We start from the raw sequence: 15,941 nt of genomic DNA, 5'->3' as shown, positions 1-15,941 counted from the left end.
TCATGCAGCACAACGACTACATCCTGACCCTGTCCTGCCCCGACCGCACCGGCATCGTCTTCCGCGTCAGCGGCCTGTTGTTCGAATCGGGTTGCAACATCCTCGATTCGCAGCAGTTCGGTGACGAAGAGACCGGCCGCTTCTTCCTGCGGGTGCACTTCGACCTGCCGGCCGGCGCGGCCCCGGACGCGCTGCGCGCCCGGCTGGACGAGATGGCGGCCGAGTACGGCATGGAGTTGCAGCTGCATGACGCCCGCCGCAAGGAACGCCTGCTGATCATGGTCAGCAAGCAGGGCCATTGCCTGAACGACCTGCTGTTCCGCGTGCACAGCGGCCAGCTGCATGCCGAAGTGGCCGCCATCGTCTCGAACCACAACGACTACGCCAGCCTGGCCGCGTCCTATGGCATCCCGTTCCACCACCTGCCCGTCACGCCCGACACCAAGGCCGAACAGGAACGCCAGGTGCTGGCGCTGGTGGACCGCTACGAGATCGACCTGGTGGTGCTGGCGCGCTACATGCAGATCCTGTCGGCCGACATGTGCCGCGCGCTCAATGGCCGCGCCATCAACATCCACCACAGCTTCCTGCCCAGCTTCAAGGGCGCCCGCCCGTACCACCAGGCGCATGCGCGCGGCGTGAAGATCATCGGCGCCACCGCCCACTTCGTCACCTCGGACCTGGACGAAGGCCCGATCATCGACCAGGACATCGAGCGCGTCGACCACACCATGACGGCGCAGGACCTGACCCAGGTCGGCAGCGACATCGAGTCGTTGGTGCTGTCGCGCGCCGTGCGCAGCCACGTCGAGCACCGCATCCTGCTGAACCGCAACAAGACCGTGGTGTTCCGCTAGGACAGCACCGGCGTCCGCTGGCGCGCGCTCAGCGCTTCCAGTCGGCGTCCTTGAACCAGTTGCGCAGGTGTTCCACGACCAGCCTGACCTTGTCGGGCTGGTTGCGGCGGGTCTGCACGACCGCATGGATGTCCAGCCCCTGCGGCTCGTAGCCCGGCAGCAGCACTTCCAGCGCGCCATCGGCAATGTCCTGTTCGACCATGTAGCGCGGGTGCATCGACACCCCGCCGCCGCGCTTGGTCATGTTCATCAGCGCTTCCCCCAGGTTCGAATTGAACGAGCCCGCCACCCGCACCACGTGGGTGTTCGACTGGGCGTCGGTGAAGCTCCATTGCCCGGTGGGCGCCTTCAGGTTGTGCACCAGGCAGTTGTGCCGTTCCAGGTCCTGCGGCTTCCCGGGCCGGCCGTGGCGGGCCAGATAGTCGCGCGTCGCCACCACCACTTGCGGCACCAGCGTGATCTTGTAGGCGATCTGGTTGGAATCCTTCAGTCGCGGCGCGATACGCACGGACAAGTCCAGATTCTCGGCGATCAGGTCGCCACGGCCGTCATCGATCAGCAGCGACACCTTGATCGCGGGATAGCGCGCCAGGAAGTCCTGGATCGCCGGCACCATGTGCACGGTGCCGAACGACGGCGGCGTGCCGATGCGGATGCGGCCGCTGGCGGTCAGCACCGGCCCCTGCACCAGCTCCTTCAGGTTCATCAGGCTCAGCGCCAGCGTATCGGCGTTTTCCAGCAGCAGGCGGCCGCTCTCGGTCAGGCTGACGTGCTTGGTATTGCGGTTGAGCAGTTGCACTTCGAAGTGCGCTTCGAGCCAGGCGATCTTCTTGGTGACCGCCGAGCGGCTCGACGCCAGGCTTTCCGCCGCCTTGGAGAAACTCAGGCTCTTGCCGACTTCGACGAAGACTTCCAGGCAATCGATGACGTTCATTTCCAACTCGTGTGTTTCCAAAAAGGAAAAAACGATTTCCTTTTTTGGTGATTTTTCAGGGCGATCGGTCTCTCTATACTGGCCGCATGAGCCAAGAACGTCCCCCCGCTGCCGCCGCCAGCGCCGCCGCTTTCGACTACCACCTGTTCGGTACCCATGTCTGTTTCGGTGATGGCGTATCGGCCTTGATATTAAAGGAACTGGACGCGCTAGGCTGTTTCCGGCCGGCGATCCTGGCACAGGACGCGATGGTGCGATCCGCCGCATTCGAGATCCTGTCCGCCTGTTGGAGCGGACTCGATCACCTGCGGCTTCCGGCAGTCCCGCGGCACTCCAGTGTCGATTTTGTGGAAACAATGGCCGAAAAAGTGCGGACATTCGGCGCGGACAGCCTGATCGCCATCGGCGGCGGCAGCGTGGCCGACAGCGCCAAGGCCCTGGCGCTGCTGCTGGCCGAAGGCGGCCGGCTGGCCGACCACGTCACCACCTTCGAACCGCCCGCCACGGTGCGCATTCCGCGCCGTGTCCGACCGCAGCTGCCGATCATCGGCATCCCCACGACCGCCTCGGGCGCGGAAACCACGTCGTCGTTCGGCGTGCGCCGGCAAGACGGCCACAAGCTGATGTTCTGGAACCGCGGGGTGGCCGCGGCGACCCTGCTGATCGATCCGCGCCTGAGCGCGGACCAACCCGTCGCGCTGCTGCGCGACAGCGCCATGAACGGCATCGCTCACGCGCTGGAGGCCCTGTATTCGCGGGGACGATCGCCCGTGTCCGATTGCATCGCCGTGCAGGCGATCCGGCTGTTCGACAGCGCCCTCGACGGCGACAGCCTCGCCGCTGGCGACGCGCGCGGCGCGATCCTGCAAGCGGCGCATCTGGCCGGGCTGGCCCTGTCGATGGCGCGCAGCTGCCTGCATCACGCCATCTGCCATGTCGTGGCGTCGCGCCAGCGGTTGTCGCACGGCGCGGTCAACAGCGTGATCCTGCCGCATGCGCTGGCGTTCAACGAAGCGGCAGCGGCCGACGCGCTGCGGCCGGCGCTCGACGCCATCAACCAGCGGGCGCGCCGGCCGCACGTCACGCTGTCGGCCTGGGTGCGGGACATCCAGCGGCGCCACGCCATGCCCGCGCGGCTGTCGGAACTTGGCGTGGCACGCGAGGCGCTCGGCGCCATGGCCCGCGACGTCCTGACCGAACGAGGGCTGGCGCTCAATCCCCGGCCGGTATCCGAAGCCGAGGCCTCAGGAATTCTGCGGGCCGCTTTCTAGCCCTGGCATCCCCGCAAGGCCGTCCCTGGCCTTGCCCATCCCGAAAACGGAGAGATCATGAAAATCGTTGCTGGCGAGGGCCCGTTGGGCGCGCGCATCCTGGATATCGATCTGGCCCGCCCCCTGGCCGACGCCGACTATCGCGCCATCGAGGCGGCGCTGGGCCGGCATGGCGTGGTCAGCTTCCCGAAACAGGCGCTGGAGGCGCGGCACCTGAAGGCGTTCGCCGAGCGCTTCGGCACGCTGGAAGTGAACGTCGCCAACATGTACTTCGAGCCCGGCCTGCCGGAAGTGATGATCCTGTCGAACATGGTGGAGAACGGCAAGCCGGTGGGCCTGAGCGACGCCGGCCAGGACTGGCACACCGACATGTCCTACAGCCGAACCATCGCCTTCAGCAACGTGCTGTACGGCATCCGCATCCCGATGCGCGACGGCAAGTCGCTGGGCAACACCGAGTTCTGCAACATGCACGCCGCCTATGACGACCTGCCGCAGGCATTGAAGGACGAGCTGGACGGCATGACCATCACCCACGACTTCAACAAGTTCTGGGAAATGATGCGGCGGGAAAAAGGCAGCACCCGGCCCCCGTTGACCGAGGAGCAGAAGCGCCGCAAGCCGCCGGTGTCGCACCCCGTTTTCCTGACGCATCCGATCACGGGCCGCAAGGTGCTGTACGCCAACCCCGGCTATTCCGTCAGGATCAACGAATTGCCCGAGTCGCGCAGCGCCGAGGTGCTGGACTTCCTGTTCAGGCATCAGCTGCAGGAGAAGTACCGCTATCGCCACCAGTGGCAGGAAGGCGATGTGCTGATGTGGGACAACATGGGGACCATCCATAACGCCGTGGCCGACTACCGGCCGGACGAGCCGCGCCTGATCAAGCGCTGCCAGGTCATGGCGGACCGGTACTTCCCCGACCAATACTGATACCAACACAAGGAGGAGACATCATGAACACAAAACAATGGACCAAGCTGCTGTGCGCCGCCCTGATCGGCGCGGGCGTTGCCGCGCCCGCCCTGGCCGACGACTACCCGTCGCGGCCGATCCGCATGGAAGTCGGCTACGCCGCCGGCGGGCCGACCGACGTGATCGCGCGCATTCTCGCCAAGCGCATGTCCGAGAGCCTGAATACCTCGATCGTGGTGGAGAACAAGCCGGGGGCCAGCGCGTCCATCGCCGCCAACGACGTGATGCGCGCCGAACCCGACGGCTACAAGGTGCTGGTGACCTCGCTCACGCTGAACGTGAATCCGTTGCTGTACCCCGAGCGCTACAACTATGACGCGGTCAAGGATTTCACGCCCGTCGGCAACTTCGCCAAGCTGCCCATGGTGGTGGTGACCAGCTATGGCTCGCCCTACAAGACCATGCAGGAGCTGGTGGCCGCGGCCAAGGCCAGTCCGGACAAGCTCACCTTCGGCTCGTCGGGCATCGGCGGGTCTGCGCACCTGACGGCCGAGATGCTGGCCAACATGACCGGCGCGCGCATGATGCACGTGCCCTTCAAGGGCAACGGGCCGGCCCTGCAGGAAATGCTGGCGGGCCGCATTTCGTTCATGTTCTATCCCAGCGTCGGCATCGCCAACTACGTGGCGCAGAAGCAGTTGCGCGTGCTGGCCATCGGCACGCGCGAGCCGCAGCCCGACTTCCCCGGCGTGCCGACGCTCGAAAGCCTGGGCTATCCCGGCTTCGACGAAGCCGCCACCTGGGTGGGCATGCTGGCGCCGCCCGCCACGCCCAAGGCCATCGTCGACAAGCTGAACCGGGCCGCCAACGAGGCCCTGGCCGATCCGGCGGTGCGGCAACAGCTTGCCTCGCTCGGCGCCCTGGCCGACGGCGGCACGCCGCAACAGTTCAGCCAATTCCTGGTGCAGGACCGCAAGCGCTGGGCCGACGTGATCAAGAAAGGCAATGTCAAAGGCGAATGATGGTCCATCGGAGCAGCATGCAATGACCACCCGGCTGGACGATTGCTATTCCATCGAGCGCCTGCGGCTCGCGGCCCGGGCGCGCCTGCCGCGGCCGGTGTTCGACTTCTTCGACGGCGGCGCCGAGGACGAGATCACGCTGCGCGAGAACGCTGGCGCGTTCCAGCGCCTGCGGCTGGCGCCGCGGGTGCTGCGCGATGTCTCGCGGGTGGATGCCACGGCGATGCTTGTCGGCGCCCCCGCCGCCCTGCCCTGCGCCATCGCGCCCACCGGCGCGGTGGGCTTCGGCTGGCGCGACGGCGACGTGGCGCTGGCGCGCGCCGCCGCCCAGGCCGGGATTCCCTACACCCTGTCCACATCCGCCACCGCGTCGATCGAGGAGATCGCCGACCGGGCGCCCGGACGGCTCTGGTTCCAGGCCTACATCCTGCAGGACAAGGCCCGGCTCGCCGACCTGATCCGGCGTGCCGGGGCCGCCGGCTACGAGGCGCTGATGATCACGGTGGATCTGCCGGTGGGCGGCAAGCGCGAACGCGACCTGGGGCACGGCCTGGCGTTTCCCATGAAGATCAACCCGCGCAACTTCTTCCAGTTCGCGCGCAAGCCCGCCTGGTCGCTGGACATGCTGCTGCGGCGGCCGCCGGCCATGCCCAGCCTGGCGGGGCTGGCGCGGGTCGCCACGGACCGCAGGGCCATGAAATCCGTCGCCGGCCGCAACTACGATCCGGCGTTCAAGCTCGACGATCTGGCGCGGCTGCGCGAAGGCTGGCAGGGCAAGCTCATCGTCAAGGGCGTGGTCAATGCCCTGGACGTGGACGCCATCGTCGGTATCGGCGCCGACGCGCTGGTCGTCTCCAACCACGGCGGCCGGCAGCTCGACACCGGCATCGCGACGCTGGCCGCCTTGCCGGAAGTGATCGCCGCCGCGCGCGGCCGGGTACCGGTGCTGCTGGACGGCGGCGTGCGGCGCGGCAGCGACATCTTCAAGGCGCTGGCGCTGGGCGCGGCCGGTGTGTTGACCGGCCGCGCCACGCTCTACGGCGTGCTGGCGGGCGGTCACCCCGGCGCCTGCAAGGCGCTGGAGATATTGCGCGACGAGTTGGCGCGCACCATGCAACTGTGCGGCGCGGACACGCTGGCCGCCATCGATGAAACCATGCTGAGGATGACATCCCCATGAGCGACACCCTGTCCCTCTGCCACAACCAGGTCATGGCGTTCTTTCGCGACCTGGATGAAAGCCGCTACGACGACCTGGTGCGGCGCCTCGCTCCCGACGGCGTCTGGCTGCGCCAGGGCCAGACGCTGGCGGGCCGCGACGCCGTGCTGGCGGCGCTGGCGCGCCGCTCCGCGACCCAGCGCATCCATCACCTGATCTGCAACCTGGCGGCGCACGCCTGGAGCGCGGACCACTGCGCGCTGCGCGGCTACATGCTGGTGGTGCGGCATGACAGCGGCAGCCCGCTGTCCGGACCGGCGCCGCTGGCGGGCGTGGACACCATCCGCACCCTGCGCGTCGAACTGGCGCGCCGCGACGGCGAATGGCTCATCGCCCGCATGGCCAACGATGAACCCAGTTTTTCCGCCCAGGCGGCCTGAAGGAACCCACCATGAAATGGATACGCTGCACCCACGACGACGAAACGTTCTACGGCATCCTCGATGAAGACCGCATCACGCCGGTGCGCGGCGACCCGTTCAACGGCCATGAAAAGCGCAACGAATCGCTGCGCCTGGCCGACGTGCGGATCGAAGTGCCGGTGATTCCGCCGACCTTCTATTGCGTCGGCCTGAACTATGTCCGGCACATCGGCACCGAGGGCAAGAACATTCCCACCCAGCCCGACGTCGGCTACCGCGCCAACAACGCGCTGCTGGCGCATGGACAGGACGTGCTGATGCCGGCCGACGCCAACCGCGTGCACTACGAGGGCGAACTGGTGGTGGTGATCGGCAAGCGCATGAAGCACGTGCGGCCGGACGAGGTGCGCGCCGGCATCCTCGGCTACACCATCGGCAACGACGTCAGCGCGCGCGATTGGCAGGCGTCCGACCGCACTTTCTGGCGCTCCAAGAACACCGACACCTTCAAGCCGATGGGGCCCTGGATCGAGACCGACCCGGACCTGGCGCGCATGGAGACGGTGGTCAGCGTCAACGGCCGCGAGAGCACCCGCTTCGGCACCGGCGACATGCTGTTCGGCGTGGATACCTTCATCAGCACGATGAGCCGCTACCTCACCTTGCAGCCCGGCGACATCCTGTGGATGGGCACCGACGGCCATTCGCCCGACCTGCGCGACGGCGACGTAGTCGAAGTGACGCTGACGGGTTTGGGCACGCTCACCAACCGCTTCGCTCGGCTGCCGGACTGATTTCAGGCGGGCCGGTCAGGAGACAACACCCGGACGCCCGTTCAGCCCGCGGGGAACTGGCGCTCGACCAGCGCCAGCGCCTTTTCCTGCAGCGGCGACCGGCCCTCTTGCGGCCAGATCACCTGGCTGACCGAGCGCGCCTGGTGCTCGAACGCGATGAACCGGGTGCCCGCCAGGCCGCTGCGCGACAGGCACGACGGCACGATCGACACGCCCAGGCCCTGCGACACCAGCGAAGCCACGCTGAGCCAGTGGCGCACCTCGTGGCGGACCACGGGCATGAAGCCCGCCCCCACGCACAGCGACAGCACAGTCTCGTAATAGCTCGGCGAGGCGGCGCGGGCGAAGAACACGAAATCATCGCCGGCCAGGTCCGCCAACGCCAACGAACGCCGCCCGGCCAGCGCATGGCTTTGCGGCAGGCACACCACGAAGGGTTCGGCCAACAGATCGCGCGCCGCCACGCCGGCCGGCACCGGGTTGGCATGGATGAAGCCCAGGTCCTGTTCGCCGCGCCGCACCGCCTCGATCTGGTCGTGCGAATTCAATTCGGTCAGCACGTGCTCGACGTCCGGCAGTTCGGCCCGCATGGACTCCAGCAGCGCCGGCAGGCCGCGGTACAGCATCGACCCCACGAAGCCGATGCGCAACCGGCCGCGCAGGCCGGCGTCGACCCGCTGCACCAGCATGCGCACGTCCTCGGCCTGGCGCAGCAGCGTCAGGGCCTCGCGGTACAGCACCTGGCCGGCGGCGGTCAGTTCGACGTGGCGGCTGGTGCGCGCCAGCAGGCGCGCGCCGACGTTGTCCTCGAGCTGGCGGATGGCGTAGCTCAAGGGCGGCTGGGAAATGTGCAGGCGCGCGGCGGCGCGGCTGAAATGGCGTTCTTCGGCCACGGCGATGAAATAGCGCAGCAGGCGCGGGTCCAGGTCCATTGGTCTCCTCCCTGGGCGCGCCTGCCGGCGGCACCCGAGATCCATATTTTTATTGGATAGGTCTACACAAAAACGGTATTTGTATAGATTAATCCATCATCGCACCATGCCGGAAACACCCCTTTTGCGCAGGATGCCGCCATGGATACCCCCGCCCAGCCCCCCGTCGCCCCCACCCGCGCCACCGCCACGCCCGTCCCGGACGCGCGCGGCCTGAACCTGTTCCGCGCCGATCCGTACGCCGCGCCCCTGGCCCGGCGCTATCTGCCCGCGGCGCTGCACGCGCACCTGCTGCCGCACCTGGACCGCCTGGGCGAACTGGCGGGCGGCGTGATGGACGAACTGGCGGCCACCGCCGACAAGCATCCGCCCACCCTGTCGGTGCGCAGCCGCGCCGGCGCCGACGAGTCGCGCATCGACAAGCACCCCGCCTATGTCGAGCTGGAACGCCTGGCCTACAGCGAATTCGGCCTGGCGGCGCTGTCGCATCGCGGCGGCGTGCTGGGCTGGCCCGAGCCGATGCCCGCCGCCGCCAAGTACGCGCTCAGCCACCTCTTCGTACAGGCTGAATTCGGCCTGTGCTGCCCGGTCAGCATGACCGACTCGCTGGCGCGCACGCTGCGCAAGTTCGGCGACCCGGCGCTGGTCGAACGGGTGCTGCCGCAGGTCACCAGCCAGGATTTCGACGCCCTGCGCCAGGGCGCCATGTTCATGACCGAACAGGGCGCCGGCTCGGACGTCAGCGCCACCGAGGTCACGGCCACGCGCCAGGACGACGGCAGCTGGCGCATCCACGGCGACAAGTGGTTCTGCTCCAACCCCGACGCCGGCTTCGCCATGGTGCTGGCGCGCAGCGAAAGCGAGCCCGGCCTGAAGGGCGTGTCGCTGTTCCTGCTGCCGCGCGACCTGGCGGACGGCACGCACAACCACTACCGCATCCTGCGCCTGAAGGACAAGCTCGGCACCCGTTCCATGGCCAGCGGCGAAATCCGCCTGGAAGGCGCGGTGGCGTGGCTGGTGGGCGAGCGCGGCAAGGGCTTCAAGCACATGGCCGACATGATCAACAACTCGCGCCTGTCCAACGGCATGCGGGCGGCCGGCCTGATGCGCCGCGCCGTCACCGAGGCCACCTACGTCTCGCAACACCGCCGCGCGTTCGGCAAGCGCCTGATCGACATGCCGCTGATGCAGCGCCAGCTGGTGAAGATGACGGTATGGGCCGAACAGGCCCGCAGCGTCATGTTCCAGACCGCCCGCGCCCTGGCCGACGCCGACCACGGCCGGGGCGATCCGGCGCTGGCGCGCATCCTGACGCCGCTGATCAAGTTCCGCGCCTGCCGCGATGCGCGCAAGGTCACCGGCGACGCCATGGAAGTGCGCGGCGGCTGCGGCTACATCGAGGAATGGACCGAGCCGCGCCTGGTGCGCGACGCGCACCTGGGCTCGATCTGGGAAGGCACCAGCAACATCGTGGCGCTGGACGTGCTGCGCGCCATCAGGAAAGAGGGCTCGCTGCCCGCGCTGCGCCGGCATGTCGACCAGTTGCTGGCCGAAGGCCTGCCCTGCCCGCCGGCGCTCGCCGCCACCCAGGCCGACGCGCTGGAACGGACCTATGCGCTGGCCGAACATGCCGCGCAGGGCGACCACGCCGAACTGGCGCGGCAGGCCGCCTCGCTGCTGTACCACGCGGTATCGATGGCGGCGCTGCGCTGGGAAGCCGTCGGCGACGGCCTGGCCAGCCGCGCCCTGCTGGCCGACCAGGTGCTGCAACATCGCCTGGCCCCGCGCGACCCGTACGCGATTCCCGCCGACGAAAGCGCCGCCTGCCGCGGCATCCTGCAACACGCGCTGTAGCCTGGCGCACCACGACGCCGGCGGCACAGCCGGCGCGTCCACCACTGGAGACAACCATGAAACGCCTGTTCACCCCTTTGCTGCTGGCGGTCGCCGCCATCGCCGCCGCGCCCGCCGCGCTGGCCGCCGACGCCTATCCGTCGCGGCCGGTCACGCTGGTGGTGCCGTTCCCGCCCGGCGGCCCGACCGACGCCCTGGCGCGCCGCCTGGCCGAAAAGCTCAAGCAGCCGCTGGGCCAGACCGTCATCGTCGAGAACCGCGCCGGCGCCGGCGGCAACATCGGCTCCGAATACGTGGCCACGGCCAAGCCGGACGGCTACACCATCCTGTTCGGCACCTCCGGGCCGCTGGCCATCAACGTCAGCCTGTACAAGAACCAGGGCTACAACCCCGAGACCAGCTTCGCCCCCATCATCCGCATCGGCCACCTGCCCAACATCCTGGTGGTGAACCCCTCGGTGCCGGCCACCAACGCGCAGGAACTGATCGCCTACGCCAAAAAGAACCCGGACAAGCTCAGCTACGCCTCGTCCGGCAACGGCGCGTCGTCGCACCTGGCCGGCATCCTGTTCAACCAGATGGCCGGCACCCGCATCATGCACATCCCCTACAAGGGCACCGGGCCGGCGCTCAACGACCTGCTGGGCGGCCAGGTGTCGATGTCGTTCACCGACATCCTGACGGCGCTGCCGTACATCAAGGCCGGCAAGCTGCGCGCCATCGGCCTGGCCAGCGCGCAGCGCTCCGAGGCCCTGCCCGACCTGCCGACGCTGTCCGAACAAGGGCTGTCCGGCTACGACGTCAGCGTGTTCTTCGGCATCGTCGCGCCCAAGGCCACGCCGGCCGAGACCGTGGCCAGGCTGAACCAGGCATTCCAGGCCGCGCTGTCGGACCCCGCGATCGAACAGACCCTGCGACACCAGGGCATCGTGCGCGCCCAGGACCAGACGCCCCAGGGGCTGTCCCGCTTCATCACGACCGAAGTGCCCAAGTGGCGCACGCTCATCAAGAGCGCCAACGTTTCCATCGACTGACCGCAGAGGCTTCATGGCTCCCAAGCTCCCCGACGCCGGCGCCCTGGCCGGCTGCAAAGTGATCGACCTGTCGCGCGTGCTGGGCGGTCCTTACTGCACCCAGATCCTGGCCGACCACGGCGCCGACGTGCTCAAGATCGAACCGCCGGGCGGCGACGAAACGCGCGGCTGGGGTCCGCCGTTCCTGGGCGATACCGCGTCGTACTTCGTCGGCGTCAACCGCAACAAGCGCGGCATGACGCTGGACCTGTCGCAAGCGGCCGGCCAGGAACTGCTGCGCCACCTGCTGGCCGATGCCGACGTGCTGGTCGAGAACTTCAAGCCCGGCACGCTGGAGAAGTGGGGGCTGGGCTACGACACCTTGAAAGAACGCTTCCCGAAACTGATCCACTGCCGCGTCAGCGGCTTCGGCGCCGACGGCCCGCTGGGCGGCCTGCCCGGCTATGACGCCTGCGCGCAAGCCATGTGCGGGCTGATGAGCGTGAACGGCGAAGCCGACGGCGACGCCACCCGCGTCGGCCTGCCGGTGGTGGACATGGTGACGGGCCTGAACGCGGCAGTGGCGATCCTGCTGGCGCTGAACGAGCGCGCGCGCAGCGGGCTGGGCCAGTTCCTCGACATCACGCTGTACGACTGCGCGCTGTCGCTGCTGCATCCGCACGCGCCCAATTACTTCTACAGCGGCAAGACGCCGGGCCGCAGCGGCAACGCGCATCCCAACATCGCGCCCTACGAGACCCTGCCCACCGCCAGCGGCCCGATCTTCCTGGCGGTCGGCAACAACCGCCAGTTCGCGCAGCTGGCGCAAGTGCTGGAAGCGCCAGCGCTGGCCGCGGACCCGCGCTATGCCGCCAACGCCGACCGGCTGGCGCATCGCCAGGCCCTGCGCGACGACCTGTCGGCCCTGCTTGCGCATCACGAGGCGGCGGCCCTTGCCGACCGCCTGCTGCGCGCCGGCGTGCCGGCCGCGGCCGTGCAGACGGTGGACCAGGCGCTGGCGCATCCGCACACGCGCCATCGCGGCATGGTGCTGGAACAGGGCGACTACCGCGGCGTCGGCTCGCCCATCAAACTGTCGCGCACGCCCGCCACGCTGCGCCGCCTGCCGCCCGATCTGGCGCCGCCCCAGCCATAGCGGCCGCGGCATCAGCGCTCGCCCCATGCGCCGCCCTGCCCGCCTTGCGCGGGCCTTTTCATGCCTGCCTAACCAGGCGCCGCGCCGGCGATTGCCGCCATTCCCTACACCCGCTTGCATGTCTTGCATGCACAGACAATTCGTTGCATGACTGTTGCATTGCCCGCCTCCCGGCCGATTTAGACTTTTCCCATCACACCGGCCCGCCCTTCATGGCGGGCACCGAGGGAGCGATGCGCGGCGATACCCGCGCTGCATGCCCGCTCCCTCGACGTTGCCCTGGCGCGACTCCCCATCGAACGAGAACAAGGAGAAAGACTATGGCTACGAACGCCCCCAGCGGCGATCCGCAACAGAACGCCCCGCTCAAGCGGGTGATGGGGCCCAAGCTGCTGCTGCTCTTCATCGTCGGCGACATCCTCGGCACCGGGGTCTACGCCCTGACCGGACAGGTCGCCAAGGAAGTCGGCGGCGCGGCCTGGCTGCCGTTCCTGGTGGCCTTCGGCGTGGCGCTGCTGACCGCGCTGTCCTACCTGGAACTGGTCACCAAGTATCCGAAAGCGGCGGGCGCCGCGCTCTACGTGCACAAGGCGTTCGGCCTGCACTTCCTGACCTTTATCGTCTGCTTCACGGTGATGTGCTCGGGCCTGACGTCGGCCGCGACCGCGTCGCAGGCCTTCGCGGCCAATCTGTTCGCCGCCTTCGGCATCGAGGCCAGCAAGACCTGGATCACCATGGGCGCGCTGGGATTCATGGCGCTGGTGATGCTGGTGAACCTGCGCGGCGCGTCCGAAAGCGTGCGCGCCAACGTGGTGCTGACGCTGATCGAACTGTCCGGCCTGCTGATGGTGATCCTGCTGGGCTTTTACGCCATGTCGGAAGGCCAGGCCGACTTCTCGCGCGTCATCGCCTTCGACACGCCGGAAGACAAGAGCGTGTTCCTGGCCGTCACCTCGGCCACCGCGTTGGCTTTCTTTGCCATGGTCGGCTTCGAGGACTCCGTCAACATGGCCGAGGAAACCCACAACCCCAGCCGCATCTTTCCCAAGGTGATGCTGACCGGCCTGGGGCTGACGGCGGTGATCTACGTGCTGGTGTCGATCTGCGCGGTGGCGCTGGTGCCGGTGGGCGAACTGGCCGGCAGCAGCACGCCGCTGGTGCTGGTGGTCAAGCGCGCCGCGCCCGGCCTGCCGGTGGAATACATCATGCCGGTGATCTCGATGTTCGCCGTCGCCAACTCGGCGCTCATCAACATGATGATGGCCAGCCGCCTGCTGTACGGCATGTCGCGCCAGGGCGTGCTGCCCGCCTTCCTGGCCCACGTGCATCGCCGCAACCAGACGCCGTGGACCGCCATCCTGTTCACCACCGCGCTGGCGTTCGGCCTGATCATCCTGGTGGCGCTGGCCGACTCCGAGGCCATTCGCGCGCTGGGCGGCACCACCGCCCTGCTGCTGCTGGGCGTGTTCGCCTTCGTCAACGTGGCGGTGCTGGTGCTGCGCCGCGACCAGGTCAAGCACGAGCATTTCCGCATCAACCGCATCGTGCCGTGGCTGGGCGCGGCCGCCTGCCTGTTCCTGGTGACGCCGCTGACCGGACGCGACGTGATCCAGTACCAGGTGGCCGGCTGGCTGCTGCTGCTGGGCGTGGTGATGTGGGGCGTCACCTACCTGGCACGCAGCCGCGAGGAAAAGATGCGGCTGGATCCGTCGGCGCTGGAATAGGAAGGCGCGCCAGGCCCTGCCTGGCGCGGGGCCTGCCCCGGCCCATGCGGGAACGGCGGATGGCGCGCCGGGAGTCCTCCTCAGCCGCCCTGCGCCAAACCCTCGCGGCGCGGATCGACCCCACCCTGCAGGCCGTCGGCGTCGATCACGATGCCATGGATGCCGCTGGGGAAATCGGTGATCTTGACCGGATGCCCCATGCGCTCCAGGGCCGGCGCCAGCGCCTCCAGCGCGGTGCCCTTTTCCAGTTCGGTTTCCTTGTTGCGGCTGCCCAGGTTCGGCAAGGCCGCGGCGGCCTGGATGTCGAGCTTCCAGTCGAGCACCGCCACGATGGTCTTGGCGACGTAGTTGATGATGGCGCTGCCGCCCGGCGACCCCACCAGCAGGTAGGGCTTGCCGTCGCGCAGCACGATCATCGGCGCCATCGCGCTGCGCGGGCGCTTGCCGGGTTCGACGCGATTGGCCACCAGCCGCCCTTCGGGATCCTTGAACGAGGACGAAAAGTCCGTCATCTCGTTGTTCAGCAGGAAGCCGCGCACGAAAATCTTGCTGCCGAATTCGTTCTCGATGGTGGTGGTCATCGACAGCGCATTGCCGTCGGCGTCCACCGCCACCAGATGGCTGGTCGAAGGTTGCTCCAGGGCGTTGTCACGCCCCAGCGACAGCAGCTTGCCTTCGGGGTCGCCGGGCAGCGCCACCTTCATGCTGCGGTCGGGCCGGATCAGCGCGCCGCGCGCGCGCAAATACGCCGGATCAAGCATCGCGCGCACCGGCACGCGGACGAAATCCGGGTCGGCCACGTAGAAGTCGCGGTCGGCAAACGCCAGCCGGCCGGCCTCGGCGAAATAATGCACCGCTTCGACGCTGCCAGGCGCGAAATCGCCGATCGGATATTGCTCCAGTTCGCCCAGCATCTGCAGCACCGCGATCGGGCCGCTGCTGGGCGGCCCCATGCCGCACAGCTCGTAGCCGCGATAGGCGCCGCACACCGGTTCACGCTGGCGCGCCTGGTAGCCCGCCAGGTCGGCCAGCGTCAGGTCGCCCGGCTTGGGATGCGCATGCACCGCGGCCACGACGTCACGGGCGATATCGCCCTGGTAGAAAGCGTCCGCGCCGCCCTGCGCCACGGCCCGCAGCGTGGCCGCGAAGGCGGGATTCTTCAGCATGTGGCCGACCGGCCAGGCGCTACCATCGGGCGCGTAGAAATAGGCCGCGGCGGCCGGCTGGCGCGGCAATTCCTTGTTGCCCGCCAGCAGTTTGTGCAGGCGCGGCGACACGGCGAAACCCTGCTCGGCCAGCCGGATCGCGGGCTGGAACAGGTCGGCCCACGGCAGCTTTCCCTGGCGCTGGTGCGCCATTTCCAGGCCGCGCAGCAGGCCCGGGACGCCCACCGCCATGCCGTTGTTGACCGCCTGCGCGAACGGCAGCGGCTTGCCGTCGGCATCCAGGAAGCGGTCGGGACGCGCCGCGGCGGGCGCCGTCTCGCGGCTATCGTAGGTCACGATGGCGCGATCCTTGGCCGAATACACCACCATGAAGGCGCCGCCGCCGATGCCCGACGATTGCGGTTCGACCAGATTGAGCACCAGCTGAGTGGCGATGGCGGCATCCACCACGCTGCCGCCGCGCCGCAGCATCTCGTCGCCGGCGGCGGTGGCCAGGGGGTTGGCCGCGACCATCATGAAATGCGGAGCGCGCACCAGCTTGCGGGCCTGGCTGCCGGTGGCGGCCTCGGGATTCAGGTCGTCGGCGGCCACCGGCGAACGGGCCCAGGCGGACGGCGCCGCGGCCAGCGCGGCGGCGAGCAAAAGAGCGGCGGTGGAACGACACACGCGCATGGAAAGGGCTCCAGGATGGCGCCGGATGGCCGGCATGGACGTCCATGATA

Annotated in this window: 14 protein-coding genes; 11 read left to right on the top strand and 3 right to left on the bottom strand. The window is 68.6% G+C overall.

Annotated elements, in window-relative coordinates; all coding sequences use genetic code 11:
* Nucleotides 1-2: 2 nt before the first annotated feature.
* Nucleotides 3-857 (top strand): formyltetrahydrofolate deformylase, encoded by an 855-nt coding sequence (purU, locus tag AC6CR5_RS25250; RefSeq protein ID WP_006388922.1) that lies wholly within the window; start codon nt 3-5, stop codon nt 855-857.
* Between the two features lie 28 nt (nt 858-885).
* Here the strand turns inward: purU and AC6CR5_RS25245 are convergent, their stop codons facing one another.
* On the bottom strand, nt 886-1,791 hold the full coding sequence (locus AC6CR5_RS25245) for a LysR family transcriptional regulator (RefSeq protein WP_026384403.1): 906 nt from the start codon (nt 1,789-1,791) through the stop codon (nt 886-888).
* Between the two features lie 86 nt (nt 1,792-1,877).
* On the opposite strand from AC6CR5_RS25245, the gene AC6CR5_RS25240 reads away from it, so the two are divergent.
* From AC6CR5_RS25240 to AC6CR5_RS25215, 6 genes are read left to right on the top strand one after another with little or no spacing between them, the layout of a single operon-like run.
* Nucleotides 1,878-3,062 (top strand): iron-containing alcohol dehydrogenase family protein, encoded by a 1,185-nt coding sequence (locus AC6CR5_RS25240; protein WP_045952867.1) that lies wholly within the window; start codon nt 1,878-1,880, stop codon nt 3,060-3,062.
* 57 nt (nt 3,063-3,119) lie between these two features.
* Complete coding sequence (locus AC6CR5_RS25235) at nt 3,120-3,995, top strand: TauD/TfdA dioxygenase family protein (protein ID WP_020925039.1); 876 nt, start codon at nt 3,120-3,122, stop codon at nt 3,993-3,995.
* 23 nt (nt 3,996-4,018) lie between these two features.
* Nucleotides 4,019-4,999 carry a Bug family tripartite tricarboxylate transporter substrate binding protein gene (locus AC6CR5_RS25230; protein ID WP_498085034.1) on the top strand — a complete coding sequence of 327 codons (981 nt, stop codon included), beginning with the start codon at nt 4,019-4,021 and terminating at the stop codon, nt 4,997-4,999.
* A 22-nt stretch (nt 5,000-5,021) separates the two neighbouring features.
* The gene (locus AC6CR5_RS25225) at nt 5,022-6,179 is read left to right on the top strand and encodes an alpha-hydroxy acid oxidase (RefSeq protein ID WP_498085033.1); all 1,158 of its coding nucleotides are present in this window, start codon (nt 5,022-5,024) and stop codon (nt 6,177-6,179) included.
* Complete coding sequence (locus AC6CR5_RS25220; protein ID WP_054484516.1) at nt 6,176-6,598, top strand: nuclear transport factor 2 family protein; 423 nt, start codon at nt 6,176-6,178, stop codon at nt 6,596-6,598. Before AC6CR5_RS25225 ends, AC6CR5_RS25220 begins: the two co-directional genes overlap by 4 nt.
* Nucleotides 6,599-6,609: 11 nt before the next feature.
* Nucleotides 6,610-7,374, top strand: a complete 765-nt coding sequence (locus tag AC6CR5_RS25215) for a fumarylacetoacetate hydrolase family protein (protein WP_498085032.1) — start codon at nt 6,610-6,612, stop codon at nt 7,372-7,374.
* A gap of 41 nt (nt 7,375-7,415) precedes the next feature.
* Here the strand turns inward: AC6CR5_RS25215 and AC6CR5_RS25210 are convergent, their stop codons facing one another.
* The gene (locus tag AC6CR5_RS25210) at nt 7,416-8,306 is read right to left on the bottom strand and encodes a LysR family transcriptional regulator (RefSeq protein WP_006388910.1); all 891 of its coding nucleotides are present in this window, start codon (nt 8,304-8,306) and stop codon (nt 7,416-7,418) included.
* A 141-nt stretch (nt 8,307-8,447) separates the two neighbouring features.
* Here AC6CR5_RS25210 and AC6CR5_RS25205 point away from each other — a divergent pair, with 141 nt between their 5' ends.
* The 4 genes from AC6CR5_RS25205 to AC6CR5_RS25190 all read left to right on the top strand — a co-directional run bounded on the left by AC6CR5_RS25205 (nt 8,448) and on the right by AC6CR5_RS25190 (nt 14,053).
* Nucleotides 8,448-10,160: an acyl-CoA dehydrogenase family protein gene (locus tag AC6CR5_RS25205; RefSeq protein ID WP_202730859.1), complete on the top strand. Its 1,713-nt coding sequence runs from the start codon at nt 8,448-8,450 to the stop codon at nt 10,158-10,160.
* A 56-nt stretch (nt 10,161-10,216) separates the two neighbouring features.
* Nucleotides 10,217-11,194: a Bug family tripartite tricarboxylate transporter substrate binding protein gene (locus AC6CR5_RS25200; RefSeq protein WP_498085031.1), complete on the top strand. Its 978-nt coding sequence runs from the start codon at nt 10,217-10,219 to the stop codon at nt 11,192-11,194.
* Between the two features lie 13 nt (nt 11,195-11,207).
* Nucleotides 11,208-12,329 carry a CaiB/BaiF CoA transferase family protein gene (locus AC6CR5_RS25195; protein ID WP_006388905.1) on the top strand — a complete coding sequence of 374 codons (1,122 nt, stop codon included), beginning with the start codon at nt 11,208-11,210 and terminating at the stop codon, nt 12,327-12,329.
* Between the two features lie 320 nt (nt 12,330-12,649).
* Nucleotides 12,650-14,053, top strand: coding sequence for an APC family permease (locus AC6CR5_RS25190; protein WP_006388904.1), 1,404 nt, complete (start codon nt 12,650-12,652; stop codon nt 14,051-14,053).
* A gap of 80 nt (nt 14,054-14,133) precedes the next feature.
* Here AC6CR5_RS25190 and ggt read toward each other — a convergent pair whose 3' ends face one another.
* On the bottom strand, nt 14,134-15,891 hold the full coding sequence (ggt, locus tag AC6CR5_RS25185; RefSeq protein ID WP_459694091.1) for a gamma-glutamyltransferase: 1,758 nt from the start codon (nt 15,889-15,891) through the stop codon (nt 14,134-14,136).
* Nucleotides 15,892-15,941 lie beyond the last annotated feature (50 nt).

The organism is Achromobacter sp. EG18 (assembly GCF_059759395.1).
The sequence above is the reverse complement of the archived record's forward strand: the minus strand, read 5'-3'. Positions and strand labels throughout refer to the sequence as shown.

Bases quoted from the DNA above. Each gene is read 5' to 3' on its own strand.
- AC6CR5_RS25195 (WP_006388905.1), top strand. From the start codon at position 11,208: ATGGCTCCCAAGCTCCCCGACGCCGGCGCCCTGGCCGGCTGCAAAGTG.
- AC6CR5_RS25230 (WP_498085034.1), top strand. From the start codon at position 4,019: ATGAACACAAAACAATGGACCAAGCTGCTGTGCGCCGCCCTGATCGGC.
- purU (WP_006388922.1), top strand. From the start codon at position 3: ATGCAGCACAACGACTACATCCTGACCCTGTCCTGCCCCGACCGCACC.
- AC6CR5_RS25200 (WP_498085031.1), top strand. From the start codon at position 10,217: ATGAAACGCCTGTTCACCCCTTTGCTGCTGGCGGTCGCCGCCATCGCC.
- ggt (WP_459694091.1), bottom strand. From the start codon at position 15,891: ATGCGCGTGTGTCGTTCCACCGCCGCTCTTTTGCTCGCCGCCGCGCTG.
- AC6CR5_RS25220 (WP_054484516.1), top strand. From the start codon at position 6,176: ATGAGCGACACCCTGTCCCTCTGCCACAACCAGGTCATGGCGTTCTTT.
- AC6CR5_RS25245 (WP_026384403.1), bottom strand. From the start codon at position 1,791: ATGAACGTCATCGATTGCCTGGAAGTCTTCGTCGAAGTCGGCAAGAGC.
- AC6CR5_RS25225 (WP_498085033.1), top strand. From the start codon at position 5,022: ATGACCACCCGGCTGGACGATTGCTATTCCATCGAGCGCCTGCGGCTC.
- AC6CR5_RS25210 (WP_006388910.1), bottom strand. From the start codon at position 8,306: ATGGACCTGGACCCGCGCCTGCTGCGCTATTTCATCGCCGTGGCCGAA.
- AC6CR5_RS25190 (WP_006388904.1), top strand. From the start codon at position 12,650: ATGGCTACGAACGCCCCCAGCGGCGATCCGCAACAGAACGCCCCGCTC.
- AC6CR5_RS25235 (WP_020925039.1), top strand. From the start codon at position 3,120: ATGAAAATCGTTGCTGGCGAGGGCCCGTTGGGCGCGCGCATCCTGGAT.
- AC6CR5_RS25205 (WP_202730859.1), top strand. From the start codon at position 8,448: ATGGATACCCCCGCCCAGCCCCCCGTCGCCCCCACCCGCGCCACCGCC.
- AC6CR5_RS25215 (WP_498085032.1), top strand. From the start codon at position 6,610: ATGAAATGGATACGCTGCACCCACGACGACGAAACGTTCTACGGCATC.
- AC6CR5_RS25240 (WP_045952867.1), top strand. From the start codon at position 1,878: ATGAGCCAAGAACGTCCCCCCGCTGCCGCCGCCAGCGCCGCCGCTTTC.